Genomic DNA, 22,985 nt, shown 5'->3' with positions numbered 1-22,985 from the left:
TATTCTCCCATTCGGCCGAGACAGGAGCATAAAACAAGCGGGGCGAAAACCGGATTATTGTCCCCGCGTCATTTTTCCCGAATAGCCGCCCGATCAACGGAAACCGCCTTCACCAGCGCAACCACATGGTCACCTGTTTGAAGGGCCAGTTCATCTACAGAACGCCGCGTCAGCCGCGCACCAAGACGACGTCCCTGAAAGTCCAGCGAAACATAGGCATTCGGGCCATCATCCGCCGTAACGGCAGTGACGGTCACCGGCAGCACATTGCGGATGCTGATCGCTTCCGGCACCTTACGTGCGATGGAGACGTCGCGCGCACGCACGCGCAGCCGCACACGCATATTCTGTTCCAGCCCCGCATCGCTGAGCTGGAACGACGCGCCGCCGAGATCGATTTCCGCCAATTTGTAGCGCTCGTCATAAGACGAAACCATCCCTTCCAGCAACACGCCGCCGCCCTCGCCCTCGGCGTCGATCAGCGGAAACACATCCGCCGCCGCACCACTTGCCGTCACCCGGCCAGCGGAAAGAAGCACGATTTCGTCGGCAAGCCGCGCAACCTCATCGATTTCATGGCTCACATAGACAATCGGCACATGGCTTTCATCGCGAAGACGCTCGATAAAGGGCAGAATTTCCTGCCGGCGCGCATGGTCGAGTGAAGAAAGCGGCTCGTCCAGCAAAAGAAGTGCGGGATCAGACAACAGCGCGCGACCGATAGCGACACGCTGGCGTTCGCCGCCGGAAAGCGTCGATGGCCGCCTGTCGAGAAGATCATCAATGCCGAGCAGCGCCACCACCTCGTCAAAGCTCCGTGTCGCCTGCCTGTGCCCGGCCCAACGCGCATAAGTCAGGTTCCGCTTCACGCTCATATGCGGAAACAACCGCGCTTCCTGAAACACATAGCCGATGCGGCGCTTTTCCGGTGGTAGATTTACGCCCTTTTCGGCATCGAACAGCGTGAAGTCACCCACGGCAATGCGTCCGCTCTCCGGACGGAGTGTTCCGGCAATCATTTTCAGAAGCGTCGTCTTGCCGGCGCCCGAATGGCCAAACAATGCAGTCACGCCCCAGTCGGCGGCGAAATCGGCCTCGACAGGAAACCTGCCATTGCGCCCTTTGATCGAGACAGCAAGCCCGCTCATTTTGTCGCTCCCGCAAGCCTGCGCTGCAACCACTCGGAAAGGACCACGGCGGCAATTGAGATAGCTGCAGATATGGCAATCAGACGGAATGCTTCGGCATCACCCGTTGGCGTCTGCATCAGGGCATAGATGGCAAGCGAAAGGGTCTGCGTTTCGCCGGGAATGTTGGATACGAATGTGATCGTAGCACCGAATTCACCCAGCGCCTTGGCAAAACCAAGCACTGCGCCTGCAAGCACACCGGGTAGCAAGGGCGGCAGAATGACCGTGAAGAAAGCCGTGAAGCGGCTGGCGCCAAGCGTGCGCGCCGCTTCCTCAAGTCCGCGATCCAGCCCCTCTATCGAAAGCCGGATCGGCCGGACGAGCAACGGAAACGCCATGACACCGGCGGCAAGGGCGGCGCCCGTCCAGCGAAAGGCAAAGGAAAGACCGAACAATTCCTGCAAAGGCGCTCCCAGAGCACCCCGCGCGCCAAACAGGATCAAAAGCAGATAGCCCGTCACCACCGGCGGCAGGACCAGCGGCATGGTGACGATAGCCTGCGCCAGAGACTTGCCCGGAAAATTGAACCGGGCAAGAATCCAGGCGACGATAAAGGCAACTGGCAGCGCAACAATGATGGCTATTCCGGCAACCCGGAGCGACAGAGACACAATCTGCCAGACATTACTCTCAATCATCTTTGGCCATCATTATTCAGCAGCCTCCGCAGCTCCCACGAAGCCCTTGTCCTTGATGATCGCCTGACCGGCATCGCTTTCAAGGAAAGCCAAGAAAGCCTTGGCGGCATCGGTTTCGTTCTTCGCAACAAGTGCCGCCGGGTAAAGGATCGGGGCGTGGCTGCTAGCAGGGAAGCGATAGGCTTCGACCAGTTCCGGTGCCGCGGCACGGTCCGACGCGTAGACGATGGCCGCCTTCACTTCCGCGCGGCTGACATATTGCAGCGCAACGCGAACATTCTCGGCAAATACGCCATTCTTCTCGACGTCTTTCCAAATGTTGAGCTTTTCAAGCGCTGCCTTGCCGTATTTGCCCGCCGGGACATTTGACGGATCACCCATGGCAAAACGACCGGCGCTCAAAAGCTCCTTGGCGTCACCCTTCGGCGTGTCTTTCTGCGTTGCAATCACCAGCGCATTGCCGGCGATCACCTTGCGTGAAGCCTTGTCGATGGCATCGGCCTTTTCGACATAATCCATCCAGTCGAGATCGGCGGAAATAAAAATCTGCGCCGGAGCGCCCTGCTCGATCTGCTTGGCCAGAACCGACGAAGATGCAAACGACGCGACCACTTCGGTACCGTCCTTGGCCTTCATCTGTTTGGCTGCTTCTTCGATAACGTCTTTCATGCTGGCGGCAGCGAAAACAGTCACCTTCTCGGCAGCATGGGCAACCGAGGCGGCACCCGCAGCAACGGTGATGAGAAATGCGGCGATCAGTTTCTTCATGAGTATCCTCCATATTGCCTGCGACGACAGGCAAACCATCATCCGCCGGAAAACCGGCGCTGTTTCTGTATGAGCATTGGAGATTTCCTATGCCCCGACTTGCGATGATGGGTGTGATGGAGGCAAACGCGACCCGGATGCCGTCAAACCCTTGATGCACGGGCGTCCATGCAAAAGCCGCCCAAATTCCGTAACGAATTCAGATCGTTCCGGAACCAGAGCCACCATAATGGGATGAAATCTGTTTGACCAGCCCTGTGGGGATGCATGCGGCAATAGATCATTGCCGCAAAATGGCGTCAGCTGCCGATATGTTTGTGCGCCCCGCGCATTTCGGCGAGCTTCACCTGCTTCTGGCGTTCTGCGTAGCGGGCGCGATCTTCCGGCGTGCGCTCGTCATAGCAACCGGCACAGGAAACGCCTTCCTCGAAAAACTGTGAAAGCTTGTCCTCCGGCGAAATCGGACGGCGGCAAGCGCGGCACAACTCGACATCACTTTCAGCAAGGCCATGGCCCACGGCCACGCGCTCGTCGAACACGAAGCACTCGCCGTTCCACATGCTGTCTTCACGCGGAACTTCCTCAAGATATTTCAGGATACCGCCCTTTAGATGAAAGACATCGTCGAAGCCCAGCCCCTTGACGAAGGCCGTTGCCTTTTCGCAGCGAATACCGCCTGTGCAGAACATGGCGATCTTCTTGCCTTCCAGCTTGTCGCGGTTCTGCTCGACCCATTCGGGGAACTCGCGAAAAGTCTTGGTCTGCGGATCGAGCGCCCCTTCGAATGTGCCGATGGCATATTCATAATCGTTGCGCGTATCGACCACGACGGTGTTCTCATCGGCGATGAGTGCGTTCCAGTCCTGCGGCGCGATATAGGTGCCGACGCTTTTCAGCGGATCGATACCATCGACACCCATGGTGACGATCTCACGCTTCAGCCGCACCTTCATGCGATGGAACGGCATTTCGGTCGCATGGGAATATTTGAGCTCCGGGTCAGCCAGACCGGGGATAGCCGTGATGTGCTGCACCAGCTTTTCAATTGCCTGGGGTGTGCCTGCAACCGTCCCATTGATGCCTTCCGCCGCCAGAAGCAGCGTTCCCTTGATGCCATTCGAACAGCAAAGCTTGGCAAGCGGCTCGCGCAGGCTTTCATATTGCGGGAGCGGCGCAAAGCAATAAAGGGCGGCAACGGTGAAAGGCAAATTGCTCATCGGTTCTATCTTCTTTGAAAACTATCCCGCAACTAATCCCCACAAACGGCGAATTCAAGTCAACTTTATCCTCATGCGACCAAGACGCCCCAAAATCCGCCTCGAAGACCACTTTTCGAGGAGAGAGATATGTTCGACAGCCAGACAATTGCAGCCCTGACGACAATGGCAGATGAGACGGAGATTAACCCGGCGGCTTTGCTGGCAATTGCGGAAGTGGAAAGCGGCGGGAAGGCGCTATTCGATATCAGCGGAGGCAAAGAACCGGCCATCCGGTTCGAGGGCCATTATTTCGACCGCAGGCTGTCCGGTCGTCTGCGTGACTACGCGAGGAGCAACAGCCTGTCCGCACCGGTCGCAGGCCAGATACGCAATCCGAAATCGCAAGCTGCGCGCTGGCTTCTGCTTGAACGTGCGATGGGCTTGAGCAAAAAGGCAGCGCTTGAATCCACCTCCTGGGGGCTGGGGCAGGTTATGGGTGCGCATTGGGAATGGCTTGGTTATGCCACCGTCGATGAACTTGTGGCGGAAGCACGCGGATCGATTGCCGGGCAGGCGCGGCTGATGCTGCGCTTCATCGAAAAGGCAGAGCTTCTCGACGTGCTGAAGGCCCGTAACTGGCGCGAGTTCGCCCGACGCTATAACGGTCCGGCTTTCGCCCGCAACGAATATGACAAACGCATGGCCGAAGCCTATCAGCGCTGGCAAAAGCGGCTTGAGAACTTTAAAAGAGCCGCGTGATCAAGCCTTCTTCAATGGTGGACAAACCGACGAAGGAGATTTAAATCGATTTATCCACTCAAACAGCCGAGCAAGCCGATGTCCCAGAAAACCGATCTTCTCGTCCCCATCATGACAGGCCAGCCGGTCATTCCGGTTCTGTTGATCGACAAGGTGGAACATGCTGTTCCGCTGGCACGCGCGCTTGCCAAAGGCGGATTGCCCGCCATCGAAATCACCCTGCGCACGGCTGCGGCACTCGATGCCATCCGCGCGGTCGCATCGGAAGTGCCGGAAGCAATCGTCGGTGCCGGGACGATCCTCAATGCCAAACAATATGAGGATGCAGCGAAGGCTGGTTCGCGCTTCATCGTCAGCCCCGGCGCAACGAAATACATCGTCGCTGCCGCCAATGACAGCGACGTGCCACTTCTGCCCGCCGCCATTACACCGAGCGAAATGCTGGCGCTCCGCGAAGAGGGCTATACCCATCTGAAATTCTTCCCCGCTGAACAGGCTGGCGGCGCATCGTTCCTGAAGGCGCTGTCCTCTCCGCTGGCCGGAACCTTCTTCTGCCCGACAGGCGGCATCAGCCTTGCAAACGCCAGGAATTACCTGTCGCTGCCGAACGTCGTCTGCGTCGGCGGCTCCTGGGTTGCACCGAAAGAACTCGTCGAGGCTGGCGACTGGGATGCAATCACCGACCTTGCAAGTGAAGCAGCTGATCTGAAAAGCTGAGTAAGCTCATATGGCATGTAAAAAGGGGCCTCGAAGGCCCCTTTTCTTTTGGTTTGTCATCGTTTGGATGGCGATCAGTTGGTTTCCGTGAACTTGGCCACCGTCAGGAAGGTAACGGCATTGCCGCTGAACTGGTTGGCGCGTTCGGTCGGCAGATTGCCACGCTGGAAACCTGCCGTGTAGACCATGGCCGGTGCGGAGCGCATCGCATCGTTGCGGAGAACCGGATTGGTCACCGGTATGGTGCTCGACACCGATTCCGTCGACATGGCGACTTCCGAAGTTGGCATTACCGCAGGCTGGACAACTGCACGCGGTTTGGACTGGGCCTTGGCTACATAACGCCCGCCCTTCGCGGTGGTACGAACACCAGTTTCTGCTGCCTTGCCAATCGCTGCGACCTGTTTATGGACTGCCGCAGAAGCAGTGGCTGTCGGCTTTGCCGGTGCCGTGCGGGCAACCGACGCTGTCTGCACAGCTGCTGGAGCCTGTTTTGGCGCAGCGTCTGCAACCGGCTTGCTGTCGTAATAATCGTCAGAAGGCGGTGCGATCAGTTCGCCGATCTCATCCCTCTTGGAAAGCAGGGCAAGCTGCGTGTTGGCACGCGGCGCTTCCTTCGGCAGCGGGAACGCTGCCGTTTCGCCCGGCTGCGGCACAGCCGCATTGCCTGCATCGGCAAGCTGCGTCGGTTCGGCCTGCTGGCTATTGACCAGCGCGGCAATCGCATCCTGACCGTTTGTGGCAGTGTTTTCACCCGGACGCGTCGGACGCGCTGACGGCACCACTGCAGCTGCAAGCTGCATATTATCCGTTTCAAGCTGCGGGCGAGCCGACGGGATTGGCACAAAACCATTCATCAGCGGCGAAGGCGTGCCAGCATCGGCAACCTGAACCGTATTCGCATCCACGGCGGCACGGGCGGCAGCTGCCGCATCGGCGGCAGGTTCGGCTGCGGCGAGTGCAACGGCATCCTGTGGCGCCATTGCGGGTTTGCGAGCCGGGATAGGAACGTTTAGTGCGGCGACCGGGACTTCGGCTGCGGCCTGTGCCTGTGCATCAAGGCCCGTTTCCGGACGCGGTGCCTGTACCGGAAGCGGAGCATCGCGGGCAGGCAGAGCAGCAACCATAGTTTCACGCGGCTGCTGGACCGGCTCTTCCGGAACCGCTGCCGGAGTCTGACGCGCAGGCGCTGCACGAGCTGGCCGTGCCGTGGCCGGCGGGGCGCTCACATCACCAGTGTCTTCTTCTTCGTCGGCACCGCCGCCAAACAGCGCACCGAACAGGCTCTTGCTGCGACGCGGCGCGGAATTGCTGGCCATCAAGATCTCGCCGCCACCGGCCTTGCGCTTCTCGATCATGGCCAATGCCTGCTCATAGCCCGGCAACGGCTTGCCGTCTGCGGGAAGGTGAGCGGTCTTGCCATCCGGGAAGAGTGCGAGCAGTTCGCGGCGGCTCATGCGCGGCCAGGAGCGAACATTGCCAACATCCATGTGGACGAATGGCGAGCCGGAACGCGGATAATAACCGACGCCACCGATCTGATAGCGCATGCCGATGCCGCGCAATTTTGCCAGAGGTACGCCAGGAATATAGAAGTCCATCGCTCGGCCGAGCATATGCTGGCTCTTCTTGGCAACGCCGGTCTTCGCGGAACGCGAGCGCAGCATGGCATTGGTGGCCGGTGAACGATAAGCGGAAACGACGGTGATATACTGGCTCGATCCAGTGGAGCGATAGACCTGCCAGACCAGATCGAACAGGCGCGGGTCCATCTTGGTCGGCTCGTTGCGGCGCCAGTCTCGCAGGAAAACGTTCAGCTTCTTCAAACCCTGGGCGTCAAAGCGACCGTTTCTCTTGAAGACGATTTCCGCTTTTTCACCGGTGTGAACGTAATAAAGCTTGAGAGAGCGGGTTTCAGCCGAAGCCTGCGAAGGAGACAGCGCCATGAGAACCGCAGCAGCGGCAAGGGCAGACGGAACGGACATAGATGCCTTCATCCCGGTCCAAACCTTCGCAAAGCGCGCTTTAATGGTCGATATGCTGTTCATCGAATCGTATCGCCTTACCGTTTTTCCGCCCCAGAAGCATTCTCCAGGCATCCCTCGGGACTTTCTTTGTGGTGCCACAAAAAGCCTGCGTCCCAGTTCCGCTCGAGCTCCGATTGTCGGATTTAATGGTTAATGGACGCTTAGTGAACAACAAATGAGGAAACACCATGGCAAAAAAGCCACACACGCGCATCTATTTTTGTCATGGTTAAAAAATTATTAACAGTCTTTAATCGGCAACAGTACCTGCCAAGCGTGACAGCCAATCTATTATAAACGACTAAAATTCAATTGGTTACGCAGAGTTTCATCAACTGGCAGCACGGTTGAAAGGGGTCGTTTCCCCCTCCTCATCGGCACCCGGCCCCTTGCCGGAAATCGACGTCACATCGATGCCATATTCCTTCAGCTTCCGGTAAAGTGTGGTTCTTCCAATGCCCAAACGACGAGCAACTTCACTGATTTGCCCGTCATAATGAGCAATCGCGAACCGGATCATTTCTTCTTCGGCTGCGGCAAGCGTGCGTACCTCGCCTGCCCCATCGATCCCGCTGAACAAGCCCGACTGACCACTCACCGTCGGATCGTGATCGACAAGGTTGAACCGAACCGATTGCTGCACTACCCTTGCAGCCTCTGCCCCCGCACCGATCTGTGCGAAATCAGCTGCCGTCAGTTCGCCAGTCTCGCAGAGAAGGACGGCACGATAAACGGCATTTTTCAGCTCCCGCACATTGCCGGGCCAATGATAGGTCTTCAGCTTTTCCAGCGCATGGGTGGTGATGCCGGTGATATGCCCCATCCGTTCTTCGCTGACATAGCGCATCATGAACTGATGCAGCAGGATCGGAATATCTTCCAGACGGTTGCGCAACGACGGCATAGCAATGGCAAAGGAGCCGAGCAGATGGTAAAGCCCTGCATGGAAGCGCCCCATATGGACAAGATCGGCCAGAGGGCGGCTGTTCGATGCCATGATGCGGGCGTTGGACAACGTGCGCTCGCCTCCGCCGCCGGCCTCAAACTGGCCGGACTGCATGGCGGCAAAAAGCTTGATTTGCGTGTGGCGTGGCAGCGCACCTACCTCATCCAGAAAGAGCGTCCCACCATCGGCTTCCACGAGTTTTCCGAGGCTGCGGATGACATCATCCTCGCGGCGGTCGCGCCGTGCAGTCGAAACGCCGAAGAAAACTTCGTCGGCATTGTCGACGGTCAAGGTGCGGCAATCAACGGTCACGAAAGGGCCACGCCAGCGGGCACCGCCGCTGCAAATAGCGCGCGCCAGTGTTTCCTTGCCGCTGCCGGGCTCTCCTTCGATCAGAAGCGGTGCATCCAGCGCCGAGGCCCTACGTGCCAGAATGCTGACCCGCTCCATTTCCGGGCTTTTGATCGCCATGTCGGAAAGTGTCAGATGAGCTTTCAGGGATGAGCGGGCGCGGCGGATTTCCTGCGTCAGCGCATCGATCTTCAGAACATTGGAAACCGAAACCTGCACACGCTCGAAGGCGACCGGCTTGGTCACAAAATCGACCGCGCCCATTTTCATTGCCTGCAGAACCGGCTGGAGATCATCATTCTGAACGAGAACAATCACGGGAACATTATTTCCAGCTTCGCGCATCCGGCGCAAAACGGTCAGGCCATCCATGTCCGGCATCGATAGATCAAGCAGCATCAGGACGATGTCCTTACGCTGGCTTACGAAACCGAGTGCGCTTGCTCCACCGTCAGCAAGAATGGTCCGATAGCCCATGCGCATGACTATCGCTTCAAGATTGCGCCGATGAATCGGATCGTCATCCGCTATGAGTATGCGCGTGGCCATTAACAGCTATCATCAACCTATGGAGTTCCCACGCCCAAAATACTTAAACAGTTTAAATGTCTCATATTCCAGGCGCGTTATTTGGAGGCAAGCCTTCGTCGAATGCAAGGTACTAAATGTACCTAAGCGTCCCATTCACAAAAATTGTATCCTGAATCCACTTCCTGATTCAGGTATTTGCTTTTCTGCAATCTACCACGGGACAGGCCATCACAAAATTTCGAGGCGCTTTTCCCACCTCTTGGCGATCCTGGCAAGACATGCGAGAAGAGGCCTAGTAGAGCGGTTCCGGTTAACGCGGAATCGTGGAACCGCTCTATCTCTTTGTTTGTACGCATTATCCGACGAAAAACCGTTTCGCACTTTTTCTGGAAATGCTCTTGGAGAATGTTCATGACCCGCTTTTCAGAATCCGTTTCCTTCAACAAGGTTTTGCACGCACCGGCCAGTGATGCGGTTGCTGCCGAAACGACTGACCTCGGCAACCTGCCGGAATGGAATCTGGGCGATCTTTATCCGTCTGCGGACAGCGCAGAACTGAAAAACGATATCGAAAAGGCGATGAAGGACGCTGCAGCCTTCGAGGAACGCTGGAAAGGCAAGCTCGGCGACGAAGCAGCCAAGACCAATGGCGGAAATTTTGTCGATGCAATCAAGGAATTCGAGGCTCTGGACGAACTGATGGGCCGTATCGGCTCCTTCGCAGGCCTCTACTATTATGGCGACACATCTGACCCGAAGCGCATGAAGCTTTTCGGTGATGTGCAGCAAAAGCTGACCGACGCCAGCACCCATCTCATTTTCTTCGGCCTTGAACTGAACCGCATCGATGATGCAGTTCTCGAAAAGGCGATGAGCGATAACGAAGCCATTGGCCATTATCGCCCATGGCTGACCGATCTGCGCATGGACAAGCCATATCAGCTCGATGACAAGCTGGAGCAGCTCTTCCATGAAAAGTCGATTACCGGCTACAGCGCCTGGAACCGGCTGTTCGATGAAACGATGTCAGGGCTTCGCTTTGAAATCGATGGCAAGGAACTCAGCATCGAGCCGACGCTGAACATGCTTCAGGACGCCGATGGGGCCGTGCGTAAAAAAGCCTCCGATGCACTGGCAAAGACTTTTGCCGCCAATCTGCGCACATTCACGCTGATCACCAACACGCTCGCCAAGGACAAGGAAATCTCCGATCGCTGGCGCGGTTTTCAGGATATTGCCGACAGCCGCCACCTTGCCAACCGCGTCGAGCGGGAAGTGGTGGACGCGCTGGCCAAGGCGGTGGAAGACGCCTATCCACGCCTTTCGCACCGTTATTATGCCCTGAAAGCCAAATGGCTCGGCCTCGAAAAGCTTGAAAACTGGGATCGCAACGCGCCGCTGCCGGAAACGCCGCAGGCGCTTATCTCGTGGGATGAAGCGCGTGAAACGGTGCTGTCCGCCTATGGCAATTTCGCGCCGGAAATGGCCGCAATCGCCAAGGATTTCTTCGACAAGAACTGGATTGACGCGCCGGTGCGCCCCGGCAAGGCGCCGGGCGCTTTCGCGCATCCGACCGTGCCGTCTGCGCATCCTTATGTGCTGCTCAACTATATGGGCAAGCCGCGCGATGTGATGACGCTTGCCCATGAGCTTGGTCACGGCGTGCATCAGATTCTGGCTGGCGGTCAGGGCGCGCTGATGGCCTCAACCCCGCTGACGCTCGCCGAAACCGCCTCGGTCTTCGGCGAAATGCTGACCTTCCGCTCGCTTTTGGAGCGGACGAAGGACAAGCGCGAACGCAAGGCCATGCTGGCCCAGAAGGCTGAAGACATGATCAATACGGTCGTGCGCCAGATAGCCTTCTACCAGTTCGAACGTCGCGTCCACACCGAGCGCCGCGAAGGCGAACTGACCGCAGAACGCATCGGCGAAATCTGGATGGATGTGCAGCGCGAAAGCCTTGGCGATGCCGTCAATCTCAATCCGGGTTACGAGACCTTCTGGACCTATATCCCCCACTTCATCCATTCACCGTTCTATGTCTATGCCTATGCTTTCGGCGATTGTCTGGTGAACTCGCTTTATGCGGTCTACCAGAACTCGGAAAAGGGCTTCCAGCAGAAATATTTCGACATGCTGAAGGCTGGCGGCACCAAGCACCACAAGGAATTGCTTGCGCCGTTCGGTCTGGATGCAAGCGATCCGGATTTCTGGAGCAAGGGCCTGTCGGTGATCGAAGGCATCATCGACGAGCTTGAAGCCATGGAAGACTGAGCACTTGCGTGACTCACCAAAGCAATAAGCCGCTTATCCTGTTCCGGGATGACAAGGCGGGCCGCGATGTGCTTTTCACGGCCCCCTCATCGATCATTCGCGCCGACACACCTGATGAATTTGAACCCGCATGGGATGCGATGCAGGCGGCCCATAATGCCGGAAAATGGCTTGCGGGTTATCTATCCTATGAAGCCGGCTATCTTCTCGAACCCAAGCTGAAGCCGTTGCTGCCAGAGGGACGCAATGCCCCGCTTCTCTGCTTCGGGGTGTTCGATGGCCCTTCCGACCAATCGATGCACGGCCGCGGCGAAGACAATGCCACCTTTCTGCGCGATCCGGTCGCGCAATGGTCGTTTGACGACTATGCGCCCCGCTTCGAACGCTTGCATCAGCACTTGCGCGAAGGCGATTGCTATCAGGGCAACCTCACATTTCCGATCCATGCGGAATGGGGCGGCGATCCGCTGATCCTGTTCAACATGCTCGCAAAACGTCAGCCGGTTCGCTACGCGACCTATTGCGATCTTGGTGGACCGATTGTCCTGTCGCGCTCGCCGGAACTTTTCTTTGAAGTCGACGGCGACGGGTGGATTGAAACCCATCCGATGAAAGGCACCATGCCCCGCGGTGCCACGCCTGAAGAAGACAAGCAGAACCGCCAGTTTCTGCTGAACGATCCGAAGAATCAGGCCGAAAACCGTATGATCGTTGATCTGCTTCGCAACGATATTTCGCTTGTCAGCGAAGTGGGATCGCTCGACGTGCCGGAACTCTTCCGCATCGAAACCTATCCCACCGTCCACCAGATGATCAGCCGCGTGCGGGCCAGACTGAAAGAAAACCTGCCGCTGCGCACGCTCTTTGCAGCCCTTTTCCCGTGCGGCTCGATCACCGGCGCACCAAAGATCAGCGCCATGGAAATCCTGCGTAAACTGGAGGCCGGGCCGCGCGACGTTTATTGCGGCTCGCTCGGCTGGATCGAGCCAAGCGGGCGGATGCGTTTCAACGTTGCCATTCGCACGATCTCGCTTCTCGATGAAAATCGTGCGATCTTCAACGTCGGGGGTGGCGTGGTCTTCGATTCCACGGCGCAAGCGGAGTACGAGGAATGTCTTCTGAAAGCACGGTTCGCGGCACTGTCGAGCCACACGGGGCGCAGGCTGTGATCATGGAGCCGGATTATCAGCTGATCGAAACCATGCGCTGGGAGCCGCTCTCGGGCGTTTTACGCTTCGATTTGCATATGGCGCGCCTCGAAAATTCCGCCCGTGAACTCGGTTTTTCCTGCAATATGGAAGCTGTCCGGCAGAAGGTTTCAGAAAGCGGAACCGGTGAGCAGGCCCTGAAGGTGCGGCTGACACTTGCGCCCGATGGCGTGACCACTGTCTCGACCATGCCTTTTGAACCACTCTCCTGCCAGACGATCTGGCGAATCGCGATTGCCCGCACGCACCTTGATCACAATGATACTCTGTTGCGCCACAAGACGACGCGACGGCAGGCCTATATCGCAGCACGCGAAGAGTATTCAACGGCAGAGATCGACGAAGTCATCCTGCTCAATGATCGCGGCGAAGTCTGTGAGGGAACCATTACGTCGATATTTCTCGATGTAGGCGGCACGACCTGCACGACGCCCGCCCTGTCATGCGGCCTCCTCGACGGGGTTCTGCGCCGTGAATTGCTGAACAACAATGTTGTCGAAGAGGGTATCGTTACCGTCGAAACGCTCAAAAATGCGCGCAACATTCTCGTCGGCAATTCGCTGCGCGGCATGATCCGGGCACAGCTGATCGAGGCTTAAAAAGCCAATCCGCATTAAACATGTATTGATGTCATAGGCTTGTGACGTTTCTTTCTTTCTATGAAGTTGTGTTATCGTTCCCGCGCATAAGCTAAATCGGGCTAAGGATAACCCAACACCGCAATTCTGCGGCACCTCAGAGGAAGAAAATGGCGAAAGCGAAATGGCAAGTCTATGGCGAGATAACCGGCCCCGTCATCATGATCGGCTTTGGGTCGATCGGGCGCGGTACCCTGCCGCTGATTGAACGTCATTTCAAATTCGACAAGTCGCGCATGGTCGTTATCGATCCGAGCGAAGCCAATCGCAAAATCCTCGATGACAAGGGCATCCGCTTCATCAAGGAAGCAATCACCAAGGACAATTACAAGAAGGTTCTTGGACCTCTCTTGAAAGAAACGGAAGGCCAGCCTTTCATCGTCAATCTTTCGGTCGATACCGGATCACTCGATCTGATGCGTTACGCCCGAGAGCATGGCGCGCTTTATATCGACACCGTGGTGGAACCCTGGCTCGGCTTCTATTTCGATGAAGAAGCTGACAATGCCTCGCGCACCAATTATGCGCTGCGCGAAACGGTGCGCGCTGAAAAGCGCAAGAATCCCGGTGGCACGACCGCGGTTTCCTGCTGCGGCGCCAATCCGGGCATGGTCTCGTGGTTCGTCAAGAAAGCGCTCGTCGATCTTGCGACTGAACTGAAGCTCGATTTCACCGAACCGGCAGCGGATGATCGCCACGGCTGGGCGAAACTGATGAAAAAAGCCGGCGTCAGGGGTATCCACATCGCCGAACGCGATACTCAACGCGCAAAAGAGCCGAAACCTTTCAACACATTCTGGAATACATGGTCCGTCGAAGGGTTCATCGCCGAAGGCCTGCAACCGGCAGAGCTTGGCTGGGGCAGCCATGAAAAATGGATGCCCAAGAATGCCCGCAAGCAGAAGAAGGGCAACAAGGCCGCAATTTTCCTTGAACAGCCGGGCGGCAATACCCGTATTCGTACCTGGTGTCCGACGCTCGGCGCGCAATATGGCTTGCTCGTCACCCACAATGAAGCGATCTCCATCGCCGATTTTTTCACGCTGCGCGACAAGAAGGGCAAGCTTGATTTCCGCCTGACCTGTCACTACGCCTATCACCCGAGCAATGACGCCATTCTGGCCCTTGACGAAATGTTCGGCGCGAGCGGCAAGGCGCAACCCGTGCAGCACGTTCTGGAAGAGCATGAAATTCTGGACGGCAGCGATGAACTTGGCGTGCTGCTCTATGGCCACGACAAGAATGCCTATTGGTACGGCTCGCAGTTGACCGTAGAGGAAGCGCGCAAACTTGCGCCTTATCAGAACGCGACTGGCCTGCAGGTTTCCTCAGCCGTTCTGGCGGGCATGGTCTGGGCGCTGGAAAATCCGCGCAGCGGCATCGTCGAGACCGACGAGATGGATTACCGCCGTTGCCTTGAAGTCCAGATGCAATATCTGGGTCCGTTGAACGGCTATTACACTGACTGGACACCGCTGGAAGGTCGCGGCCATCTGTTCAAGGAAGACCTCGATACCAAGGATCCGTGGCAATTCCGGAATATTCTGGTTCGCTAATCAAGCTGGCCCGGCTTCGACCGGGCCATTCCATGAGGAATATGTGCGTTTATCGATATTTGCCCGCAATACGATAAAGCTGGCTGTAAGCCGGTTTCCTGATCTGATGGCTCTGATCTGCGGACTTCTGGTCTTGCCCTGGATTCTAGGTGTGCCGGGGCATCCCAGCCAGACGGTGCAGTTTGGATGGACGATCGGGCTAATCTCGATTGTCCTCTATCTCGCTCTCTACCAGTTAACGAAATCCATTGCCTCCATGGTCTCGTTCAAGAACAATACTGCGCTCAAGCACTATCTTCGTCGCGCACTTTCAGCGTCGTCGGTGATCGTCGCCGTCATGATGTTTATATCGGCAATGCTGATTTTCGGGTCGTGACAGCGAAACGGAAAGATCGGGCACAGCCTTCCACTCTGCGCGGCGATCTTGCATCATTGTCAACAAATCGACAAACGGAGGCCCATTCCTCACAATGAGGGCTTGTTTTCGTGCAAGTTTCAATACATCAAACTAACCATCCCCGAGCGGTTCCAATCGGCACGGAATCGTTGAAGCCGCTCTAAATACTTGGTTTTACGCATTTCAGACGCCAGCCATTTCGCAGTTCTGGCCCGAAAATGCTTTAATGGAGAGCATGGATATGAAACGCTTCCGCATCATTGCCCCTCTTGCAGTCATGTCGCTGGCGTTGGCCGCGTGTGAAACGACTGGCCCGGTCGGCGGCAATGTCCCGACCGTATCCCGCGCCCCTGCCGGCATCGAAGGCAGCTGGGTCGATCCAAACGGCATCGTCTCGTCGTTCAACGGCGGCATTTTCGAGACCCGCTCCACTGACACAAACGAAAAGCTTGCCGAAGGCAACTACCGTTACCAGTCGCCGCAGCTTGTCGAGATCGACATGCGTTCCATCGTGCGCGGCACATCGTCAAAAGTGAACTGCGCACTTGTTTCTCCGACGCAGCTCAACTGCACGTCGTCGTCGGGTTCGCGCTTCTCCCTGACACGGCGCGCGGCAGCATAAGCACCCGATATCTTGCGTAAGTTTCAAATATTTACGGCGCGAAAAACATTCGCGCCGATAGAATTGCGCCAGCGGCAATTGTCAGGATTGTAATTTGTCTTTTTTTCTCTAGTTTTCCGGCTGAACAGGAGTCGGAAGATGAGTGAGATGGATAAAGTGCAGGAGAAGCCCAGCCAGACAACCAAAACTGAGGTGCAGGCAAAACTGCCCAAGGTCGGTGTTCTGCTGGTCAATCTCGGCACACCGGATGGCACGAGTTACGGCCCGATGCGCCGCTATCTGGCCGAGTTTCTCTCGGATCGCCGCGTCATCGAATGGCCGCGTCTTATCTGGTATCCGATCCTTTACGGCATCGTTCTCAACACTCGCCCGAAGCGTTCCGGCAAGCTTTACGACCGCATCTGGAACCGCGAGAAAAACGAATCTCCGCTGCGGACCTATACGCGCGCGCAGGGCGAGAAGCTTGCCACGGCGCTTGCCGACTATCCGAATGTGGTCGTGGACTGGGCAATGCGCTATGGCCAGCCCTCCATTGAAAGCGTGACCGACCGCCTGCTGCAGCAAGGTTGCGAGCGGATCGTCATGTTCCCCCTCTATCCGCAATATTCGGCAACGACGACAGCGACGGTGAACGACAAGTTCTTCGAAGCGCTCATGAAAAAGCGCTTCCAGCCAGCGGTGCGCATCGTCCCGTCTTACGAGACGGAACCCGTTTACATCGAAGCACTGGCCCGCTCCATCGAGAAGCATCTGGAAACACTTTCCTTCAAGCCGGAAGTGGTCCTCGCATCCTATCATGGCATTCCGAAAAGCTATTCGGACAAGGGCGACCCCTACCGCCAGCAATGTCTTGAAACATCGCGCTTGCTGCAGGCCCGGCTGGGCCTTGATGACAGCCAGTTTCGCTCCACATTCCAGTCGCGCTTCGGCCCGGAAGAATGGCTCCAGCCTTATACCGACGAAACGGTGGAAGAACTGGCCAAGCACGGGGTCAAGTCGATGGCCGTTCTCAATCCGGGTTTCGTGGCCGACTGTCTGGAAACAGTGGACGAGATCGGCAATGAGGCTGCTGAAGAATTTCTGGAAAACGGCGGCGAGAGTTTCAGCCATATTCCGTGTCTCAACGACAGCGAAGACGGCATGAAGGTCATCGAGACACTGGTGCGCCGCGAATTGCAGGGATGGGTGTAAGGCAATAGGCGATTAGGGCAGTATGTTTGCCGCGCTAAAGCATCTATTGTCATATTGCCCTACTGCCTTAATGCCTTAAAAGGGAAACAATCAATGACCGGTTTCGATATCACGCTGCTCATTCTGGCCGCACTGGTTCTGGCAACGCTGTTTGCCGGTATCAAGACCGTGCCGCAGGGGTTCAACTACACAGTCGAGCGGTTCGGACGCTATACGCGCACCCTCAATCCCGGCCTCAATCTGATCGTGCCATTTTTTGACCGCATCGGCGCGCGCCTCAACATGATGGAGCAGGTGCTTGATGTGCCGACGCAGGAGGTCATCACCCGTGACAACGCCATTGTCGGCGTTGACGGCGTGGCTTTCTATCAGGTGCTGAACGCAGCACAGGCAGCCTATCAGGTCGCGAACCTGCAATATGCGATCCTCAATCTCACCATGACCAACATCCGTACCGTCATGGGTTCGATGGATCTCGACGAGCTGTTGTCGAACCGCGATGCGATCAATGATCGTCTGTTACGGGTCGTCGACGAAGCTGCCCATCCGTGGGGCCTCAAAATGACCCGCGTGGAAATCAAGGATATCAATCCGCCGGAAGATATCGTCACCTCGATGGCGCGCCAGATGAAGGCAGAGCGTGACAAGCGCGCGCAGGTTCTTGAAGCCGAGGGCGACCGCAACGCGCAGATTTTGCGCGCCGAGGGTCAGAAGCAGTCACAGATTCTCGAAGCTGAAGGCAAGCTGGAAGCGGCCAAGCGCGAGGCAGAGGCACGCGAGCGCCTCGCGGAAGCCGAAGCGAAAGCCACCACCATGGTTTCCGATGCCGTTGCCAACGGCAATGTGCAGGCGCTTAACTACTTCGTTGCGCAGAAATATACGGAAGCTCTCAGCAATATTGCCAGCGCCAAGAACCAAAAGGTCGTGCTGATGCCGCTTGAGGCGAGTGCCCTTATCGGCTCGCTCGGCGGCATTGGTGCAATTGCCAAGGAAGTCTTTGGTGATGGCAGCAGGCCGGTAGACCCGGCACCGCAGCCGCCGACCCCTTCCCGCCCGCGCAGCGTTCCGTCCGCAGGGCGCTAAAGCTGCTCAAAAAAGAAGAGAGGGCGCCATGATAATTGAATATCTGTCCGGTCTCGGCATATGGAACTGGCTTGTTTTCGGGCTGATCCTGCTCATTCTGGAAATCTCGGCACCCGGCTTCTTCTTCATCTGGTTCGGGCTTGCAGCACTTGTAACCGGTGCGCTCGCCTTTCTCTTGTCTTCGACGACAGGGTTTGGCTGGCAGTTTCAGACGGTTGTGTTTCTGGTTCTGGCCGTCATTTTCGTGCTGGTGGGGCGTCGCTTTTTTGGCTCACGCAGCACCGATGCCGACGAGCCCTTACTCAATCGTCGCGGCGAGCAGCTGGTCGGCCAGCGCGCGACATTGACCGAACCGATCATCAATGGTCGCGGGCGTATCCGTATCAACGATACGATGTGGCGCGTGAAAGGCCCTGATCTGCCAACCGGAACAGAAGTCCGCGTTGTGGCTTTTGATCCGGTCTCGCTGGAGATTGAAGTGGCAGAATAAGGCAGTAGGGCAATATATCTGCCCTACAAAACATAATGCCTCAATGCCCTATCAAGCAGCGCCGATCCGCAGCAGGTCGTGGAAATGCACGAGCCCGATCGGGCGCCCGGCCTCGGTGACGATCAGTGCGCCGATGTGATTTTCATTGATGGTGTTGAGTGCCGCCGTCGCCAGCATGTTCTGGTCGACCGTCTTGGGCTTGCGTGTCATGACGTCGTCAACTGCCAAAGCCGCAAGGTTTCGGCTCAGATTGCGCGATATATCGCCGTCTGTGACGATGCCTGCCAGATCACCACCACCGTCGACAACCACAACACACCCAAAACTCTTCTGCGCCAGAACCTTCATCGCGTCCGGCAGAGAGGTGCCCACTTCCACCAGCGGGAGGCGTTCGCCGCGATGCATGATATCGCGGATATGGATAAGACTTGCCCCCAACGAACCACCGGGATGAAATGTCTTGAAGTCACTCGGGGTGAAGCCGCGCGCTTCCAGAAGTGCTATTGCCAGCGCATCACCGATGGCAAGCTGCATCATGGTTGAGGTCGTGGGCGCCAGACCATGCGGGCAGGCCTCGGCAGTTTTCGGCAAGAGCAGCACGACATCCGCAGCACGACCAAGCGCAGAATCCTCACGTGAGGTAATCGCGATCAATGGAATGCGGAAGCGCTGCGAATAATTGACGATCCCCTTCAATTCTGCCGTTTCACCCGACCATGAGATGGCCAAAATAACATCGTCGCGGTCGATCATGCCGAGATCGCCGTGATTGGCTTCCGCCGAATGAACGAAGAATGCCGAAGTACCGGTCGAGGCAAAAGTAGCAGCGAGCTTGGAGCCGATATGACCGCTCTTGCCGACGCCCGTAACGACCAGACGTCCGCGCGAGGCGACGATACGCTTCACCGCTTCGACAAAGGGGCCGGAAAGGCCGTCATTCAGCGCTTCTTCAAGCGCTGCGAGGCCCGCATTTTCGGTCTTTATGGTGCGCAGCGCCGAAGCAATAGTCGCTTCCGCATCTGCCGGAGGGATGATCTGATCGAGCTTTTCCATGGCGGCAAGGGTTAACTTTTTCACAGTCGGTTGTCCAAACATTTGTGCAGCGAGCATCGCCATGAATTCAGCCGCAGCAACCAAGAATTAACCATGTGCCTTTACCGTTCATCTACCACGTTGCGACGGTTTGAAAACACGACATGCTATTTGCCAAGACCCCTTCTGGCGGTTCGACGCCCATTGCCCGCAGGCTGCAATGCCTGTTTTTGTCGGGCGTGGCGATAGCAATCTGGCATGGTTCTGCATTTGCTCAGGAAGCCTATCTGCGCGGAAGCGTTGCCGAGGACGTGCTTTCAGCCTCCTCGCCGGAAACGCTCGCAAATCGCGGGCTTGCCGCGCCCGGATATGATGACGGCGCCAGCGAGACGACCGACGACAGTTATACCCCGCCTGAAAACACGACAGCGGCAGACCCGACCACCACAACACAAACCGCTCCGACCGTTCCCGTGCCGCAGGACCGTCAGCCGCTTCGACCCGACAATATTCGTGTTGGCTCGGTCGATACCGACGCAAGCGACGAAACGGGCCGGGCACAGCGCGAAAATCTCCGGCAATCGCCCGAGCAGGGCCGAAGCTTCACGCAGGAAACCGACCCGTTCGCGCCGGTCGGCATTCGCACCGGTTCGTTCATCCTGCGACCGTCGCTGGAACAGGGTATCCGTGTCACGACCAACGGCGACAACAGCGCAAGCGGTTCCAGCGCCGTTCTCAACGAAACCACGTTGCGGCTCAATGCACAGTCGGACTGGGCGCGCCATCAGGCAACACTCGATGCTTCGGGCACATGGGCCAAGTCCATTTCGGGCGAAGACGTTTCCGAACCGCAGGTCGATATTCAGGGCAAACTGCGTTTCGATCTCGGTGACCAGACGACCGTCAACACTGGCGCAGGCTATCGGCTGCGCCGCGAAAGCGCGTCAAGCCCGAACGGGGTCGTCGGCGCATTGCAACGGCCTCTGGTTCACACACTCAATGGAAGCCTCGGCGTCGAACGAGACATGGGGCTGATCTTCGGCAGCGCAACCGGACGGGTCGAGCACAATATTTATGGCGATGCGGAATTGTCCTCCGGCGGCACGGTCAGCCAGAAGGATCGCGACAACACCTATGCCAGCATTACGCTGCGCGGCGGCTTCAGCCTGTCCCCGGCAATCAAGCCCTTCACTGAAGTTGAGCTGGGCAAGCGCATCTTCGACGAGAAGGTAGACAGCAACGGCTATGAACGCAGCGGATCACAATTTGCCCTGCGCGGCGGTATGATGCTGGATATGGGCGAGAAGCTGAACGGCGAATTCGCCGCCGGTTACATGCGCGCCAACAGCGATGATTCTCGTCTTGGCGACATCAGCGGACCGTCGATCAATGCAGCGCTCAACTGGTCACCGCTGCGCGGAACCGATGTGAGCCTCTATGCGCAGACAATGGTCGATACTTCGACCACGCCCGGCATTGCAGGGTCGCTCCTGCATTTTGCCAGCCTCGATGTGACGCACCGCATACGTTCAGACCTGAGCCTCAACGGCAGGCTCGACGCGAATATCCGGCAGAACAAGGATGGCACCGGAACCGATTACACGATCGGTGCGCAGATCGGGGCAACCTACTGGATCAACCGGTTTGTCGGGCTGGATGCGCGCCTGCGTCACGAATTCCTGACAAGCAAGATTTCCGATCGCGAATATACCGCCGACAGCGTCTATCTCGGCGTGAAGGTGCAGCGCTAGAGCATGTCTCCCGAAAGTGGGATCCGGTTTCGGGATAAAGACATGATTAAAAACAAACAGATAGAGCATTTCCAATGATTCAATTAAAACAGGAAATGCTCTAGTGTGGAGATAAAACGGCATCCCTTTCGGGATGCCGTTTTATCGTGAGTTTAAGCGAGCCAGAACAGAATACACGCCATGCCGAAGCCCAGAAGCCCGATAAGGGTTTCCAGAACCGTCCAGGTTTTCAGCGTTGTCTTGACGTCCATATTGAAGAAACGACCGACGAGCCAGAAACCGGAATCGTTGACGTGGGAGAGCATGACCGACCCTGCAGCAAGGGCGATCACCACCGCGGCGGTCTCAAGCCCGTGATATCCGGCAGCCTGAACGGCAGGCTGGATAAGCCCGGCAGCCGTTATCAGCGCTACCGTTGCCGACCCCTGTGCTACGCGCAAAATCGTTGCGATCAGGAAGCCTGCCACGATGACAGGCAGTCCTGTATCGGCGAACGCATTTGACAAGGCGTCACCAATGCCGGAAGCACGCAGAACACCGCCAAACATGCCGCCTGCGCCCGTAATCAGGATGATGGAACACACCGGACCGAGCGCCGAATCGAGAATGCGTTCGACGCTGGCTGCATCTCTGCCGCGCCGTGGCCCAAGCACATAGGATGCCACCAGCACTGAAATCAGGAGAGCAACCGGCGTCGATCCGATCATTCGCGCCAGCTGATACCAGTTTGCATCAGCACTGACCCAGCCTTGCGCGCGGGCAAAATCGAGCCCCGTATTGATGAAGATCAGAACCAGCGGCAGCAGAAGCAGCAACATGACCAAGCCGGAACTCGGGGGATTGACAGCTTCTTCTCCGTTTTTCCCGGCATCAAAACTATCGGGGATCGGAAGTACGATCTTCTTGCCGATCCATGCACCAAAAAGGTGCCCGGCAATGAACCAGACAGGTATGACGACCACGATCCCGACGAGGATGAGAAGCCCCACATCTGCACCCAGAAGCTCGGATGCGGCCACCGGGCCCGGATGCGGCGGCACAAAAACATGCATCACCGAAAAGGCCGCTGCGACCGGAATACCGTAGAGAAGCAAGCTTCCTTTCAGGCGCCGTGCGACGGTGAAGACCACGGGAAGCATCACGACCAATCCCGCATCGAAGAAGATGGGGAAGCCGAAGATGAGCGACGCGATGCCAAGCGCCATGGGCGCGCGCTTTTCGCCGAACCGTCGGATGAGATCGTCGGCAAGCGCCTGGGCGCCACCGGATATTTCAAGCAACCGGCCCAGCATTGCGCCAAGACCGACCAGAAGTGCCACCCCGCCAAGGGTTGACCCGAAGGCGGAAGTGATTGTCGTCAGAATATTGCCTGCCGGGATGCCGGTCGCGAGCGCCGTCAAGAGGCTGACGATTATAAGCGCTACGAAGGCATGGACACGAAACCGGATGATGAGCAAAAGCAATAATAGAACAGCGCCCACCGCTATCGAGATGAGCGCGCCTGCACCCATCGTCTGCTGGAATTCCTGCATGCTTTATTCCTTATGAGGGGGGAGGAACCTGTTGGACCGATTGCACCCAAAAGATGTTTCACACTTTTTTGGGTACGTACTAGGC

General features: G+C 57.3%; 20 protein-coding genes. 12 read left to right on the top strand and 8 right to left on the bottom strand.

Annotated features, from left to right (window positions below; all coding sequences use genetic code 11):
- Window positions 1–68: 68 nt before the first annotated feature.
- The 4 genes from modC to KWJ32_RS12035 form a co-directional block, all read right to left on the bottom strand.
- Window positions 69–1,148, bottom strand: coding sequence for a molybdenum ABC transporter ATP-binding protein (gene modC / locus KWJ32_RS12050; RefSeq protein WP_012093542.1), 1,080 nt, complete (start codon window positions 1,146–1,148; stop codon window positions 69–71).
- Window positions 1,145–1,828, bottom strand: a complete 684-nt coding sequence (modB, locus tag KWJ32_RS12045; protein WP_012093544.1) for a molybdate ABC transporter permease subunit — start codon at window positions 1,826–1,828, stop codon at window positions 1,145–1,147. The genes modC and modB overlap by 4 nt, the downstream gene beginning before the upstream one ends.
- 12 nt (window positions 1,829–1,840) lie before the next feature.
- On the bottom strand, window positions 1,841–2,596 hold the full coding sequence (gene modA / locus KWJ32_RS12040) for a molybdate ABC transporter substrate-binding protein (RefSeq protein WP_012093545.1): 756 nt from the start codon (window positions 2,594–2,596) through the stop codon (window positions 1,841–1,843).
- Between the two features lie 299 nt (window positions 2,597–2,895).
- Window positions 2,896–3,813, bottom strand: a complete 918-nt coding sequence (locus tag KWJ32_RS12035) for a rhodanese-related sulfurtransferase (RefSeq protein WP_012093546.1) — start codon at window positions 3,811–3,813, stop codon at window positions 2,896–2,898.
- 129 nt (window positions 3,814–3,942) lie between these two features.
- On the opposite strand from KWJ32_RS12035, the gene KWJ32_RS12030 reads away from it, so the two are divergent.
- Entirely contained in the window at window positions 3,943–4,554 is a 612-nt protein-coding gene (locus KWJ32_RS12030) for an N-acetylmuramidase family protein (protein WP_040128560.1), read from the top strand.
- A 78-nt stretch (window positions 4,555–4,632) separates the two neighbouring features.
- Window positions 4,633–5,271 carry a 2-dehydro-3-deoxy-phosphogluconate aldolase gene (locus KWJ32_RS12025; RefSeq protein ID WP_012093548.1) on the top strand — a complete coding sequence of 213 codons (639 nt, stop codon included), beginning with the start codon at window positions 4,633–4,635 and terminating at the stop codon, window positions 5,269–5,271.
- A 74-nt stretch (window positions 5,272–5,345) separates the two neighbouring features.
- Here the strand turns inward: KWJ32_RS12025 and KWJ32_RS12020 are convergent, their stop codons facing one another.
- Complete coding sequence (locus KWJ32_RS12020; protein ID WP_040128558.1) at window positions 5,346–7,319, bottom strand: DUF882 domain-containing protein; 1,974 nt, start codon at window positions 7,317–7,319, stop codon at window positions 5,346–5,348.
- 310 nt (window positions 7,320–7,629) lie between these two features.
- On the bottom strand, window positions 7,630–9,144 hold the full coding sequence (locus tag KWJ32_RS12015) for a sigma-54 dependent transcriptional regulator (protein WP_151691218.1): 1,515 nt from the start codon (window positions 9,142–9,144) through the stop codon (window positions 7,630–7,632).
- A 393-nt stretch (window positions 9,145–9,537) separates the two neighbouring features.
- On the opposite strand from KWJ32_RS12015, the gene KWJ32_RS12010 reads away from it, so the two are divergent.
- The 9 genes from KWJ32_RS12010 (at window position 9,538) to KWJ32_RS11970 (ending at window position 18,585) form a co-directional block, all read left to right on the top strand.
- Window positions 9,538–11,400: a M3 family oligoendopeptidase gene (locus KWJ32_RS12010; RefSeq protein ID WP_151691217.1), complete on the top strand. Its 1,863-nt coding sequence runs from the start codon at window positions 9,538–9,540 to the stop codon at window positions 11,398–11,400.
- Between the two features lie 8 nt (window positions 11,401–11,408).
- Window positions 11,409–12,569, top strand: coding sequence for an aminodeoxychorismate synthase component I (locus tag KWJ32_RS12005; RefSeq protein ID WP_151691216.1), 1,161 nt, complete (start codon window positions 11,409–11,411; stop codon window positions 12,567–12,569).
- The gene (locus tag KWJ32_RS12000; protein ID WP_040128554.1) at window positions 12,512–13,207 is read left to right on the top strand and encodes an aminotransferase class IV family protein; all 696 of its coding nucleotides are present in this window, start codon (window positions 12,512–12,514) and stop codon (window positions 13,205–13,207) included. Before KWJ32_RS12005 ends, KWJ32_RS12000 begins: the two co-directional genes overlap by 58 nt.
- 149 nt (window positions 13,208–13,356) lie before the next feature.
- Entirely contained in the window at window positions 13,357–14,802 is a 1,446-nt protein-coding gene (locus tag KWJ32_RS11995) for a homospermidine synthase (protein ID WP_012093556.1), read from the top strand.
- Window positions 14,803–14,845: 43 nt separating this feature from the next.
- A complete protein-coding gene (locus KWJ32_RS11990; RefSeq protein ID WP_012093557.1) occupies window positions 14,846–15,178 on the top strand; it encodes a hypothetical protein in 333 nt (110 codons plus the stop codon).
- A 262-nt stretch (window positions 15,179–15,440) separates the two neighbouring features.
- Window positions 15,441–15,821 carry an outer membrane lipoprotein Omp10 gene (omp10, locus tag KWJ32_RS11985; protein WP_010660674.1) on the top strand — a complete coding sequence of 127 codons (381 nt, stop codon included), beginning with the start codon at window positions 15,441–15,443 and terminating at the stop codon, window positions 15,819–15,821.
- Between the two features lie 138 nt (window positions 15,822–15,959).
- Window positions 15,960–17,012, top strand: coding sequence for a ferrochelatase (hemH, locus tag KWJ32_RS11980; protein WP_012093558.1), 1,053 nt, complete (start codon window positions 15,960–15,962; stop codon window positions 17,010–17,012).
- A gap of 93 nt (window positions 17,013–17,105) precedes the next feature.
- Window positions 17,106–18,095, top strand: a complete 990-nt coding sequence (locus KWJ32_RS11975) for an SPFH domain-containing protein (RefSeq protein ID WP_010660672.1) — start codon at window positions 17,106–17,108, stop codon at window positions 18,093–18,095.
- A 28-nt stretch (window positions 18,096–18,123) separates the two neighbouring features.
- A complete protein-coding gene (locus KWJ32_RS11970) occupies window positions 18,124–18,585 on the top strand; it encodes an NfeD family protein (RefSeq protein ID WP_012093559.1) in 462 nt (153 codons plus the stop codon).
- A gap of 51 nt (window positions 18,586–18,636) precedes the next feature.
- Here KWJ32_RS11970 and KWJ32_RS11965 read toward each other — a convergent pair whose 3' ends face one another.
- On the bottom strand, window positions 18,637–19,638 hold the full coding sequence (locus tag KWJ32_RS11965; RefSeq protein ID WP_029929782.1) for a KpsF/GutQ family sugar-phosphate isomerase: 1,002 nt from the start codon (window positions 19,636–19,638) through the stop codon (window positions 18,637–18,639).
- A 143-nt stretch (window positions 19,639–19,781) separates the two neighbouring features.
- Between KWJ32_RS11965 and KWJ32_RS11960 the strand changes: the two genes are divergently transcribed.
- Window positions 19,782–21,368 carry an outer membrane beta-barrel protein gene (locus KWJ32_RS11960; RefSeq protein WP_012093561.1) on the top strand — a complete coding sequence of 529 codons (1,587 nt, stop codon included), beginning with the start codon at window positions 19,782–19,784 and terminating at the stop codon, window positions 21,366–21,368.
- 152 nt (window positions 21,369–21,520) lie between these two features.
- Here KWJ32_RS11960 and KWJ32_RS11955 read toward each other — a convergent pair whose 3' ends face one another.
- The gene (locus KWJ32_RS11955; RefSeq protein WP_010660668.1) at window positions 21,521–22,900 is read right to left on the bottom strand and encodes a gluconate:H+ symporter; all 1,380 of its coding nucleotides are present in this window, start codon (window positions 22,898–22,900) and stop codon (window positions 21,521–21,523) included.
- Window positions 22,901–22,985 lie beyond the last annotated feature (85 nt).

The sequence above is a fragment of the Ochrobactrum sp. BTU2 genome (genome assembly GCF_024539785.1).
Taxonomy (GTDB): Bacteria; Pseudomonadota; Alphaproteobacteria; order Rhizobiales; family Rhizobiaceae; genus Brucella; species Brucella anthropi.
Note: the sequence above shows the minus strand (reverse complement) of the source record. Positions and strands in the feature narration are given on the sequence as shown.